Raw genomic sequence first — 12,071 nt, 5'->3', positions numbered from 1 at the left:
TTTACGGTGTCGTTACCTGGTGCTCGCAATGTCGATGTACTTCATGTGTCCAATTGGGACGAGCAGTTTGACCTGTCTTGCCCCAGTGATGCCCTGTCCGCATCAGACTGGATGAAAGGCTGGCTGGATGATCGGGATTTTCAGTTGGAGTCTTGAGGCTCGCTATCCGCTTTTTGTGTTGCACTGGCGGGCAACCAACCCCCGCACACCGCTGCCACTGCAACAAATCCGGTAGACAACCACAGGCAGGCTTCAATGCCGACCCTTTGAAACACCCACCCGGACAACAGCGTTCCCAACAACCGACCCATGGCGTTGGCCATGTAATAAAAGCCCACATCCAATGACACACTGTCGCGGTTGGCAAAGCTGACTATCAGATAGCTGTGCAGGGATGAATTGATGGCAAACAAGCCGCCGAATACGGCCAAACCGGTAATCAACGTGACAGAAGGGTTGCTGCCGTATTGCATGGCGGCAGCCAGTGCGCCGATAACCAGTGCCAGGCCGATACCCCAACCCATCACATCGCGGCCCCCCGCTGTGGTGCCAGAGCGACGCCCGGTGATGGCGGGGGCGAAGGCTTGAACAATGCCGTAGCCGATCACCCAGCAAGCGAGAAAACTGCCTACCTGCCAGTGGTTCCAGTTGAGTGCGCTGCTCAGATAAACCGGCAGAGCCACTACAAACCACACATCTCTGGCGCCAAATAAAAACAATCGCGCCGCCGACAGAATATTGATGGCCCGGCTTTTGGAAAATAGCTGGTGAAATTTGGGTGTGTTTTTTGCGCGCCCCAGATCCGGCTGCAAACAAAAAATACTGAATACCCAAATCACCGCCAGCACCGCTGCCATGGCCGTTATCGCGACCTGGAATCCGAGCATGACCAGCAGCCCGCCCCCGAGGAAAAACCCGGTGCCTTTAAGGGCGTTTTTGGAGCCGGTTAACACCGCTACCCATTTATAGAGCTTGCCCTGGGCACCGTCTGGCACCAGGGATTTTACCGCGCTTTTGGCACTCATCTTATTCAGGTCTTTGGCTATGCCGGATAGCGCCTGTGCCGCCATTACCCAAGCCACGGTCAGGTAGGCGGGGTTTACCGCCAGCATCAGCAGTGCCACCACTTGCAACAGCAAGCCGATATTCATGGTGCGATTAAGCCCCAGGCGTGCACCCAGCCAGCCCCCCACCAGATTGGTGACCACGCCGAAAAACTCGTAAAACAAAAACAGCATGGCGATGGCCAGCGGACTGTAACCGAGCTGGTGAAAATGCAGCACGACCAACATGCGCAGAGCGCCATCGGTTAGAGTAAAGGCCCAGTAGTTGCCGGTGATTAGCAGGTATTGTTTGATGTTTTGGGGGAGTGGCATTGTGCTTATTTGTTGCTCAAGGTTTTTCGTGTTTGTTGTGCAGGCTGGATGCCGGAAGTCTGACGTCGGATGCAGCCGCTTCGCGGCAAAGCCGCGTGCATCAGACTTCCGACTTCAGACATCTGGCCTGTCAAATTACGCTGCCAACTATCCGCGCCAACTCCACCGTGCGATTCACGTAACCCCACTCATTGTCGTACCACAGGTAGAGTTTCAGCTGGGTATCGTTGACTACCATGGTGCTGAGGGCATCGACGATGGTAGAGCGGGGGTCGCTGCGGTAATCGCTTGATACCAGTGGCCGTTCCTCGTAACCGAGGATGCCCTTGAGTGAGCCGTTTGCGGCTTCTTTGAACAGGGTGTTCACCGCCTCAGCGCTAGTTGCCTGTTCCAGTTCAAACACACAGTCGGTGAGGGAACCGTTTGTCAGTGGCACTCGTACCGCATGGCCATTGAGCCGCCCCTTCAACTCAGGAAATATTTCGGTAATGGCAGTGGCGGAGCCAGTGGTTGTAGGGATCAGGCTCATACCGCAGGCGCGGGCCCGGCGCAGATCCTTGTGGGGGCCATCGACAATAGTCTGGGTATTGGTCAGGGCGTGAATGGTGGTCATGGAGCCGTGACGAATCCCCAGATTTTCGTGAATTACCTTTACAGCCGGCGCCAGGCAATTGGTGGTGCAGGAGGCTGCGGTGACAATGCGGTGGCGGTCGGGGTCGTAGAGATGGTCGTTTACCCCCATTACCACATTGAGCACGCCGGGCTCTTTCACTGGTGCTGTAACCACAATTCGTTTGACTCCCTGCTCCAGATAGGGCTGTAGCGATTGCGAAGTGCGGAATTTGCCGGAGGCTTCGATCACCAGGTCGCAACCGGACCAATCCCCTTCGGAGATGGTCGGGTGCTGGCTGACGACGATGGATTTGCCGTCAATAGTTATCTTGTCCGCAGAAGCGCAAGCACTGTGAGCCCAGGTACCGTGTACGGAGTCGAAGTTGAGCAAGTGCGCCAGGGTGCGGGCGTCGACTCCTGGATCGTTGATGGTCACAAACTCGAATTCTGGCCAGTTCCAGGCCGCACGCAGGGCCAGCCTTCCCATACGGCCAAAGCCATTGATGCCAACTTTAATGGTCATGGTTGCGTCTCCTTGGTATCGGCGCGCAGGTCGCCAGCGGCGCGTAATTGCTGCAATTCGGTGGCAATCATAGGGCGGTTTGATGACAGGGTTGTGTCCAGAATGTCAGTCACCCAGGCGGGCAGTTGCGGGTTGATACGGTAAAACACCCACTGCCCCTGACGCCGGTCCAGCAGAATCTTGTTGCCGCGCAGCTGGGCCAAATGGCGGGAAATTTTTGGCTGGCTCTCGCCGAGCGCCGCCATCAGTTCGCACACACACAATTCTCCTTGCTGTTGGATCAGTAGCAAACTGCGCAGGCGGGTGTGATCCGCCAGACTTTTGAATAACTCGGTGGGCTCCATGGCGTATTCCGGTTCAGATAAAAGTAGTTGGCATTATATTCGATTTCCCGTATATATGAAATAGCGAATATTTGTGGGGGCACTTCACTGGTGGCGTTTGGTGTCAAATGTCTGACGTTTGTCGCGGGCATACTTGCAGAGCCCCCATCGTTGCGGTGCACAATAGCTGGCATAACCTTTGCTTAATTCCTGTGTACAGATGAATAGCGGCGGTTTACCGGCGCTGTTGCAACGTGGCAGTTTGGTGATTGGGAGCAACACTTGTCAGAACCTGAAGAAATTCTCTCGCAGGATGAATTGGATGCCTTGCTGGATGGGGTGGAATCCGGCGATGTGCCCACTGAAGCCAAGCCCGCTGCCAGGGAACGGGGTTACGCTGGGGCCGCCAAACTCTGTGATCTGACCGACAAAGCCAACCTGATTCACGGCCGTTTGACGCCGGTAAATGCCATCAATAACCGCTACGTTCGGCAGCTGCGCATGACCGTGTTCAGCCTGCTGCAACGCAAGGCGGAAATCGACGCCAAGGCCATCGAGATACTGCGTTTCTCGGAATACCTGCAACGCATGGATGTGCCCACCAGCCTTAATATCGTGCGCCTCAACCCTCTGCAGGGCATTGCCATGGTGGTGTTCGACGCCCGCCTGGTGTTCGGCCTGGTGGATCTGTTTTTTGGCGGTGCCGGTCGCCAGGCCAGTATTGATGGGCGGGAATTTACCAGCATCGAAAATCGCATTATCGACAAACTATTGGGTCGCACCCTGGAAGACATCAAGGCCGCCTGGGAGAACACCCTTGAGCTGCAGATTGAGCGCGCCGGCAGTGAAATGAACCCGATGATGGCCGCCGCTTACAGCCCGGACGAGCCCTGGGTGGTGAGTACCTTTCAGCTGGAGCTGGACCACGTCAGCGGCGATATAGACATCGCCATGCCCTTCAGCATGCTGGAGCCAATTCTGGAAAAGGCGAATAACGACGAGGAACCTGCGCCGCTTGGGGATCACAATTGGGCAGAGTCCCTGCTGCAGCATATTGCCGGCACAGAGGTGGAGGTGAGCTGCGCCATGGCGGAATCCCAGCTTACTATCGGCGATATCAAAAACCTCAAGGCGGGGGATGTAATACCCATTACCATGAACGATCCAGCCACCCTGTGCGCCAATGGCTCACCGGTGTATCGCGCTCGTATCGGCAGTTCCGGCGGTAAGGTGGCGTTGCGGATTCTGGGTACAGTGGGAGGAGAATAACAATGTCTGACGACACTGAAAGCCAGGATGCGGACCTGGGCATGATACTCAATATCCCCGTGGCCATCTCTGCGGTGGTTGGCAGCACCCAGCTGACCATACGAGAGGTGCTAGCCTGGGGGCCGGAATCGCTGGTGGAGCTGGACAGTTACACCGACGATCCCCTGGAGGTGTGCATCAATGGTATTTCCATGGCCACAGCAGAAACAGTGGAGGTGGGCGAGCACTACGGCGCTCGTATTGTATCGGTGGCCAGTGCCAAAGAACGCATCAAGTCTCTGGGCTCGTGAGCAGTGAGCAGCCATCACTGATCGCAGTGGGCGCCTCTACCGGGGGCACCAAAGCACTGGCGACATTGCTGGCGGAGTTGCCCGGGCAATTGGCTCAATACGGTTTGACTGTGGAGCCAATTATTGCGGTTACTCAACACATTGATGCCGGTTTTGCACAGGCCCTGGCGGACAGTTTGCACAAAGCCGGTTCGCTGCAGGTGACACTGGCAGGCAATGGCGAGCAGATGGACGCTGGCCGGGTGTATCTGGCTCCGGGCGACAGTCATCTACTGGTTGATTACTGTGATGGCAATTACTTTTGTCGCCTGGGCGATGGCCCGCCGCGGGACAAATGCAAGCCCTCGGTGGATGCCTTGTTTGAATCACTGCTGGCGCACCCTGTTGATCAGATTGTTGGCGTGTTGCTGACCGGTATGGGCAAAGACGGTGCCAAAGGGCTGTTGGCCATGCACAAACAGGGCGCGTACACCATTGCCCAGGATGAAGCCAGCAGCGTGATATGGGGGATGCCCGGTGAGGCGGTGCGCCTTGGGGCCGTAAACGATGTGGCTGCCATAGATGACATGGCGGAAAAAATTGCCAGCGTATTGGCAACCAGACAATAAAAAGACAGAGGAACTATGTCAGCAGACTTAAGCAAGCTGGACAAAGCGGCACTGCTACTGGCGGTGGTTGGGGAAGAATACGCCGCCGGGGTATTTCGTTACCTGCACCAATCCGATGTGCAGCGCATTGGCCAGGCCATGAAGCAACTCAAACGGGTCAACCTGGATGAAATCAAAGGCGCCATTGGTGAATTCCTGCAGGAAACCACATCCTCTATCGGTTTTGAGGTGGGTACCGAAGATTACATTCGCGATACCCTCACCAAGGCGGTGGGTGAAGTGGAAGCCAAACGCATCACCAGCCGGATTTTTCTCAACGATGACGCCACCGGTCTGGATGCGCTCAAGCTGATGCCGCCACGGGCTATCGCTGATTTGATTCAGGGGGAGCACCCGCAAATACAGGCCACCGTGGTTTCTTATCTGGAACCGGAAAAAGGTGCCGAAGTGCTGGCGTTTCTGGATGCACAAACCCGCCTGGATATTGTGATGCGGGTAGTGTCACTGCAACCGTTGCACCCGGACGCTATGAAAGAACTCAGCGAAGTGCTGGACAAACAGCTGGACAGCAGCACCCCCACCACCGCTGAGAGTACACTGGGGGGGCTGAAAACAGTGGCCGCCATCGTCAACAGCCTGGATAGCGCCCAGGAAGAAGAACTGATGGAAAAACTCAACGAGATGGACGCGGAAATGGCCCTTAATATCCAACAGCTGATGTTCGTATTCGACGACCTGGTGGGCGTTCCGGACCGGGAATTCCAGGCACTGGTGCAGGAAATTCAAATGGACCAACTGGTGGTTGCCTTGAAGGGCGCGGACCAGGAAGTCAAAGACAAGGTATTCCGCAATATGTCCAAGCGAGCGGCAGAAATGCTGCGTGAAGATATGGAAGCCGGTGGCCCGGTAAAAGTCAGCGAAGTGGAAGCGGCCCAGCGGGAAATTATGGTAACCGCCAAGCGGTTGCTGGACGAAGGCAAAATCTCCATCGCCGGTGGCGCGGAGATGGTGGGGTAACCGGCGACGGGTGGCGAGTTTATGGGATGGTAATGATTATGGGTATTCATTAAATGGCTTCCACCACCGACCTGGCAAATATCATCCAACTGGCGGTAACACCGGTGTTTTTACTGGCAGGCATCGCCGGTTTTTTGAGTGTAATGTCTAACCGCCTGGGCCGTATTATTGATCGTTCCCGCATTGTTGACCGGCGCATTGCCGCCCTCAAGGACAAAGAAAAAATCGCCACATCCTGTCAGGAGTTGGATTTGCTGGGGGTACGTATTCGTTGGATTAACCGTTCCATCGCACTCTGTACTACTGCTGCACTGCTGGTGTGTACGGTGATCGTTTGCCTGTTTTCAGCGCAGTCATTAAAACTGGAAATCAGTGGCCTGATTACCCTGTTCTTTGTGCTGTCCATGTCACTATTGATTGCCGCGCTGATCTTTTTTTTGCGAGAAGTCTATCTTGGTTCTCACACCCTACGCATCGCCAGAGAGTATTTGCCAGAGGAAAAAATTTAGCATGCCCAGTTACGGGCAATAAATCCTGCTCAACAACACCGGCACCGCAGTTTCCACACGCAAAATTCTCGGCCCCAGTGACACGGCGGTAAACCCGCACTCTGCCAGTTTCTCGACTTCGTAATCAATAAAGCCACCTTCCGGGCCTACTGCCAGTGTGGTGGTGTCGGTGATATTAACCGGGCAGGCTCCGGCGTTTTTGGGGTGTGCAACCAGTGCCCTGGTGTTTGCAGCGATGGCGGGCAGCTCGTCTTCCACAAAGGGTTTAAAGCGTTGGCGCAGTTGTACCTGGGGCAGGGCGGTGTCACAGGCTTGCTCCAAACCCAATATCAGCTGTTCGCGAATGGCGTCTGTTTGTAAAAACGGACTCTGCCAAAAACTTTTTTCCACTCGATAGCTGTTAATCAGATAGAGCTGCTTCACCCCCATGGCGGCCACAGTTTGCAGTACCCGGCGCAGCATTTTTGGGCGCGGCAGGGCGAGCACAACGGTGGTGGGCAGAGGGGGCGGTGGTGGTTGATTCAAATGTAACTGTAATTCCGCCTGTTGGTCGTTCAGGTTGAGAACGGTGGCCGTGCCCATGTCGCCGTTGACCAGACCGGCTTTCAGGGAGTCACCCGTGTTGACCCGATGCACTTCCAGCATATGCTGGAAGCGCCGCCCGGAAATTAATGCCCGGTCGGTGCCCGTCAGGTCTTTCTGTTCAATCAGCAGCAGATTCATGGCTGCGGATTATAAGGGATTGCTCGATGGTGTTAACAATCAGTGAGCTGCTGCTGGAGCCCATTTTGGCTCTTAACACCAAAAGTAAGCGCTAAGTGTGGGCAATACATGATTATGAGGGTTATGGTTCTTATAGACTGTCAGAGTACGAAGGCATTCAGAGTGCGCATGAAATCGCGTGTTTTATAGAGGAGCACGGAGAAATAGCCGCCGAGTTGCTAAGTCATTTTTCAACGATTGACGAAGCTAAAAAGGCGATGGAAGAAAACTATGCAGGTTGTCATGAAAGCGTCGCTGACTTTGCCGAAGAGCTAACAACCGATACAACTGAGATACCCGAAAGCTTAGCGTTCTACATCGACTATGAAAAGATGGGGCGTGATCTTGAGCTTGGCGGTGACATCTTCACTATCGAGACGGGATACCGCGAAGTCCACATATTTTGGAATCATTAATAGGAATAGCCTCTGCCACGGCAGGGGCTTAACTGCCCGAACTTTTGGGGCTCAGCGGCCTATGGCCATAAACGCTCATGCTTCGCGTATCTTGTCTCCTAATCTCGCCAAGGCTGAGCCCCAAAAGTGCCATTGATCCCTTTCGTCTCAATTGCGACAAATGAGGGGGAAAAGCCGCCCTTAGTTTAAAATATCCTCTTTTTAGGTACTTAAAGTACCCAAAAAATATAAAATATAAACCTTTCGATTGATCTAGTTTAAAAAGTAAGTTAAATTGGTACTATGAGTACCGAAAACGAGTCAAAATTAAACCATTTGCTCAGCACTCAGCCTTTGGGCGTCGTGCTTTCTTCGGCATGGCTTGCTGATCAGGGTTACAGCCTTGATTTGCAGAAACGCTATAAACGTAGCCAGTGGTTTGATTCTATCGGTACAGGGGCGCTTATACGCCATAGTGATCAGGTGGACTATCTGGGCGGCATCTATGCCCTGCAAAGCCAGTTAGGTTTATCTGTGCATCCAGCCGCTAAAACCGCGCTATCCATGCAGGGCAAAGCACATTATTTGGAGTTGGCCACCAAGTCGGTACAGCTCTTTGGCGGCAAGGATGACAGCTTGCCCCTTTGGTTTAAAAAGCGGGATTGGGGTGTCAGTGTGGATTGTAAACGGACATCGTTTTTGCCGCCGGAACTTGGCTTGATAGAAATAGAGCATAAGGGCTTTAAGGTAAAAGTATCCAGCCCCGCACGTGCGGTCATGGAGTGTCTTTATCTGGCTCCTAAGTCTCAACCGCTTTTGGAAGTGTTTGAGTTAATGGAAGGGCTTAACAATCTACGACCAGCCAGTGTTCAACTTTTGCTGGAAGGCTGTACTTCCGTGAAAGTGAAGCGCCTGTTTTTGTACTTGGCGGATAAAGCAGGCCATGAATGGCTTAGCTATATCAGCCTCGATAAGGTTGATCTGGGTTCAGGTAAGCGATCAATCGTGAATGACGGTGTTTATGTTTCGAAGTACCAGATAACCGTGCCCAAGGCTCTTGAGTCAGTGAACGGGGAGGCTGTTCATGAATGAAGCCTATAAAAAGCAGGTCAAGCTTCTTTTGGATGTGCTGCCCGAAGTCGCCAAAGAAGGCTGCTTTGCCATGCATGGCGGCACGGCGATCAATCTTTTTGTACGGGATATGCCAAGGCTGTCGGTGGATATCGACTTAACTTATGTCGAGATTGCCGAGCGTAACGAGACGCTAGAGGGTATTAATGCGGCCCTGATCCGCATTAAAGAACGTATCGAAGCACTGCGTCCGTCGATACGGGTTCAGCACAAAGATAAGGTTTGTAAGCTGCAACTTGATGAGCACGGTGTACTCATCAAGATTGAGGTGAATATGGTAGGGCGGGGCTTACTGGGCGAATCCAACAAAGCGCCCCTTTGTGAAGCTGCCCAAGAGCAGTTCGATGCGTTTTGCGCCATGCCGCTGGTGCCGTTGGCACAGTTATATGGCGGAAAATTATGTGCAGCCCTAGACAGGCAGCACCCAAGAGATTTGTTTGATGTAAAGCTCTTGTTTGAAAATGAAGGGCTGGAAAACGAAGGCTTTACGGACGAGATCAAACAGGGATTTATTCTAGGGCTGGTGAGCAGTAATCGCCCGACCCATGAAATGCTTGATCCACATTTACTGGATCAGCGCACGGCTTTTGAAAATCAGTTCGAAGGCATGACGACGATTGAGTTTAGTTACGATGATTATGAGGCCACAAGGCTTCAGCTTATCGAAACAGTAAAAGCCAGTTTGAGCGGTGACGATAAAGCCTTTTTATTGAGCTTGAATCGTTTGGAGCCAAACTGGTCGATTTACGACTATCAGGACTTTCCATCGGTGAAGTGGAAACTTCTGAACTTGGAGAAATTCAAGAAAGATAATCCAGAGGCTTATCAGCAACAATTGAGTGAGCTGGAAAGTGTTCTGGAGCAGTAATTTATAGCGCGGTTGTTTATTGGTAAAATAACGCGTTTTTTCGCCCCGAAAGGGTAATGTAACGAACAAGTACAAATTTAAGTACAAACTAGGGTTTTAGGTGTATGGCGGATAGCAATTTTGTCAATGAAATCAATAAGAGAAGAACGTTTGCTATCATCTCGCACCCCTAGTTAGACCCATAAGCCACCCTGAGTCACGTTGCGACACAAAACACAATAAAATCAAAAAGTTATGACGTGTCAGAGGTTGTCGTATTGACCTGTCTTACCTTGAATGGACATGCTAAGTCACACCAAATAGGTGTAAATTTGGGTGTAAATTTTTAAAAATTTGCCCCTCAAAAATAATTTACACCCATTCTATGACTTGGAGCATTTGCAATGGGTATTACCGACACATGGTTAAAGACTAATCACAATAAACTTCGACCCAAAAAACTGATCAAATCCGATAGGGACGGGCTGAATGCGCGCGTGTCTCCGAAAGGTAAGATCACCTTCATGATGCGCTATTACTATGACAATGCGCGCAAAGAGTACGATATTGGCACTTATCCGCTATTGTCGTTAAAAGAGGCCAGAGAAGAAAATCAGCGTCTTCGTAAGAAGCTAGAGCGAGGCTTTGATCCAAAAGTCGTTCGACAGCTTGAAAAGCAAGCCATTATCGCCGCCAAGTCTTTAGAAGGCTTGTTTGATGTTTGGTACGAAACATACTGTATAAATAACAAAAAAGGACACCATGAAATCAAGCGCAGCTTTGAGATTCACGTATTCCCAAGGATCGGAAAGCTTCCCGCAGGTAAGATTACTTTACATGAATGGCTGGATATTCTGGAAAGCCTAGCCAAAAAGTCGCCTGCAATCGCAGAGCGCATATTGGTTAATGCCAAGCAGATGCTTAAGTTTGCAGTCAAAAGAAAGCTTATTAAGGTCAATCCATTATCTGAAATCTACGCTAAGGAAGATTTGCAGATACAAAAACGTTCTTGCGACCGTGTTCTTAACAACGAAGAAATTCGCATGGTATGGATTGCGATTGATGGGTCTCGCATCACGCCGAAAAATAAGCTTTTTGTAAAGCTTTGCCTTATCTATGGCTGCCGTAATGGTGAACTTCGTTTATCGAAAAAAGAGGATTTCGATTTTAATGATAATGTCTGGTCGATACCGCCAGAAAATCACAAGATGGGTAAAAGCACAGGGAGGCCGCTACTCAGACCGATTACGCCAGCAATCAAAGGCTATCTGAAAGAAGCCTTTAGCTTAAGCGTTGGAAGTGAGTATGTTTTTACGAATGACGGTTCTAACCAAGTAATGGGGCCTAGGGCAGGTCTACAGATACCCTACAATATAATGCAGTATTTAAGGCGAAGAGAGGGGTATGAAATTCCTCACTTCTCATTACATGATTTGCGCCGTACTTGTAGAAGCAACCTATCGACAATCACTGAGTTTCATATAGCCGAGGTTATGCTAGGCCACAGTCTGGGGAAAATCGTACAGACATATGACAGGCACGATTATCTGCAAGAACAAGCCAAGGCATATGATGCTTGGTACAAACGTATCATGGATATTGTTGAAGACAATATACCGGAGCCAAAACCTGCGAATGATAATGTTGTGAGGTTAGATTTTAGAAAGAGGGGATAATGGAAATGAGTAAGTCTTATTAGTGTGGAATAAGGCTTACTCGCCTCCACAGGAAAAAGTTAGTTTATTGGTTTCAGTGCCATACTCCATACTAAATTCTTTCCCCGCACTCTCACACCGATCAAAGGCTTTGACCATAGGCCCAACCTGAGCGCCACCGAAAAAGCCCGTGATACTGCCAAGGAGAGAGGGCTTATAGCCTTGCAGGTGAACTTTGATAAGTTCGTCATACAGTGGGCGGCAGTTACGCCCGTTGTCGCCTTCAACGGCAACACCGCCACCAATCTTTTCAACATAGATTCCAAAATTACCCGCATCACAAGCCCTCATTACGTCTATGAGATTATCGACCAAAGCTTGTTGCGGTGCGCCCATACATTTCTTGTAGACCCAAGTATGACGAGGGCCATAACCATAAAGCTCTCTACCGTAAGACCTGCCTGAATTGAGCCTGTTAGATAAGTTTTCATGGGGTTTTAAGTCAAAGTCATAGTAATGCCCCAAATGGCGTTCATACGGCCCAGGGAATGTCCTAATTGCATGAATGGGGTGATAACCTTCAATGGTTGTCGGCGCTTTTCCAATGGCTCTACACATCTTTCTTTCAGGAAACCTGTTAAATTGCACCCAAATTTGACCCAGGTTTTGCATCTAAAATTGACCCACCTGGAAGGCCAGATTATGGCCTAGTTGGTTTTTCTCTTACCAGCTTTTTTCTCCTCTCGTTGATGTG

Annotated in this window: 15 protein-coding genes; 10 read left to right on the top strand and 5 right to left on the bottom strand. The window is 51.3% G+C overall.

Features of this window, described 5'->3' with window-relative positions; genetic code table 11:
- Window positions 1-6 precede the first annotated feature (6 nt).
- A complete protein-coding gene (locus tag ACVBEJ_RS08710; protein ID WP_447129238.1) occupies window positions 7-156 on the top strand; it encodes a hypothetical protein in 150 nt (49 codons plus the stop codon).
- Here the strand turns inward: ACVBEJ_RS08710 and arsJ are convergent.
- The 3 genes from arsJ to ACVBEJ_RS08695 form a co-directional block, all read right to left on the bottom strand.
- Window positions 141-1,376: an organoarsenical effux MFS transporter ArsJ gene (gene arsJ / locus ACVBEJ_RS08705; RefSeq protein ID WP_447129237.1), complete on the bottom strand. Its 1,236-nt coding sequence runs from the start codon at window positions 1,374-1,376 to the stop codon at window positions 141-143. The genes ACVBEJ_RS08710 and arsJ overlap by 16 nt on opposite strands.
- Before the next feature lie 130 nt (window positions 1,377-1,506).
- The gene (locus tag ACVBEJ_RS08700; RefSeq protein WP_447129236.1) at window positions 1,507-2,511 is read right to left on the bottom strand and encodes an ArsJ-associated glyceraldehyde-3-phosphate dehydrogenase; all 1,005 of its coding nucleotides are present in this window, start codon (window positions 2,509-2,511) and stop codon (window positions 1,507-1,509) included.
- Complete coding sequence (locus ACVBEJ_RS08695) at window positions 2,508-2,855, bottom strand: metalloregulator ArsR/SmtB family transcription factor (RefSeq protein WP_447129235.1); 348 nt, start codon at window positions 2,853-2,855, stop codon at window positions 2,508-2,510. The genes ACVBEJ_RS08700 and ACVBEJ_RS08695 overlap by 4 nt, the downstream gene beginning before the upstream one ends.
- Window positions 2,856-3,116: 261 nt before the next feature.
- Here ACVBEJ_RS08695 and fliM point away from each other — a divergent pair, with 261 nt between their 5' ends.
- The 5 genes from fliM to ACVBEJ_RS08670 are packed head-to-tail and all read left to right on the top strand — an operon-like array spanning window position 3,117 to window position 6,527.
- Window positions 3,117-4,103 carry a flagellar motor switch protein FliM gene (gene fliM / locus ACVBEJ_RS08690; RefSeq protein WP_447129234.1) on the top strand — a complete coding sequence of 329 codons (987 nt, stop codon included), beginning with the start codon at window positions 3,117-3,119 and terminating at the stop codon, window positions 4,101-4,103.
- Between the two features lie 2 nt (window positions 4,104-4,105).
- Window positions 4,106-4,393: a FliM/FliN family flagellar motor switch protein gene (locus tag ACVBEJ_RS08685; protein ID WP_447129233.1), complete on the top strand. Its 288-nt coding sequence runs from the start codon at window positions 4,106-4,108 to the stop codon at window positions 4,391-4,393.
- Window positions 4,390-5,001, top strand: a complete 612-nt coding sequence (locus ACVBEJ_RS08680) for a CheB methylesterase domain-containing protein (RefSeq protein ID WP_447129232.1) — start codon at window positions 4,390-4,392, stop codon at window positions 4,999-5,001. The genes ACVBEJ_RS08685 and ACVBEJ_RS08680 overlap by 4 nt, the downstream gene beginning before the upstream one ends.
- Before the next feature lie 15 nt (window positions 5,002-5,016).
- Window positions 5,017-6,018, top strand: coding sequence for a flagellar motor switch protein FliG (fliG, locus tag ACVBEJ_RS08675; protein WP_447129231.1), 1,002 nt, complete (start codon window positions 5,017-5,019; stop codon window positions 6,016-6,018).
- A gap of 53 nt (window positions 6,019-6,071) precedes the next feature.
- Window positions 6,072-6,527 carry a DUF2721 domain-containing protein gene (locus ACVBEJ_RS08670; RefSeq protein WP_447129230.1) on the top strand — a complete coding sequence of 152 codons (456 nt, stop codon included), beginning with the start codon at window positions 6,072-6,074 and terminating at the stop codon, window positions 6,525-6,527.
- A gap of 9 nt (window positions 6,528-6,536) precedes the next feature.
- Here the strand turns inward: ACVBEJ_RS08670 and ACVBEJ_RS08665 are convergent, their stop codons facing one another.
- On the bottom strand, window positions 6,537-7,250 hold the full coding sequence (locus ACVBEJ_RS08665; protein WP_447129229.1) for a 16S rRNA (uracil(1498)-N(3))-methyltransferase: 714 nt from the start codon (window positions 7,248-7,250) through the stop codon (window positions 6,537-6,539).
- A gap of 95 nt (window positions 7,251-7,345) precedes the next feature.
- Here ACVBEJ_RS08665 and ACVBEJ_RS08660 point away from each other — a divergent pair, with 95 nt between their 5' ends.
- From ACVBEJ_RS08660 to ACVBEJ_RS08645, 4 genes are all read left to right on the top strand, one after another.
- Window positions 7,346-7,705 (top strand): antirestriction protein ArdA, encoded by a 360-nt coding sequence (locus ACVBEJ_RS08660; RefSeq protein ID WP_447129228.1) that lies wholly within the window; start codon window positions 7,346-7,348, stop codon window positions 7,703-7,705.
- 282 nt (window positions 7,706-7,987) lie between these two features.
- On the top strand, window positions 7,988-8,776 hold the full coding sequence (locus ACVBEJ_RS08655) for a type IV toxin-antitoxin system AbiEi family antitoxin (protein WP_447129227.1): 789 nt from the start codon (window positions 7,988-7,990) through the stop codon (window positions 8,774-8,776).
- Complete coding sequence (locus ACVBEJ_RS08650; RefSeq protein WP_447129226.1) at window positions 8,769-9,683, top strand: nucleotidyl transferase AbiEii/AbiGii toxin family protein; 915 nt, start codon at window positions 8,769-8,771, stop codon at window positions 9,681-9,683. The genes ACVBEJ_RS08655 and ACVBEJ_RS08650 overlap by 8 nt, the downstream gene beginning before the upstream one ends.
- A 383-nt stretch (window positions 9,684-10,066) precedes the next feature.
- Window positions 10,067-11,338 carry a tyrosine-type recombinase/integrase gene (locus ACVBEJ_RS08645; RefSeq protein ID WP_447129225.1) on the top strand — a complete coding sequence of 424 codons (1,272 nt, stop codon included), beginning with the start codon at window positions 10,067-10,069 and terminating at the stop codon, window positions 11,336-11,338.
- A gap of 36 nt (window positions 11,339-11,374) precedes the next feature.
- On the opposite strand, the gene ACVBEJ_RS08640 is transcribed toward ACVBEJ_RS08645, so the two are convergent.
- A complete protein-coding gene (locus ACVBEJ_RS08640; RefSeq protein WP_447129224.1) occupies window positions 11,375-11,989 on the bottom strand; it encodes a hypothetical protein in 615 nt (204 codons plus the stop codon).
- Window positions 11,990-12,071 lie beyond the last annotated feature (82 nt).

It is taken from the genome of Porticoccus sp. GXU_MW_L64, from assembly GCF_052983295.1.
This window is presented reverse-complemented; position numbering and strand designations above follow the sequence as displayed.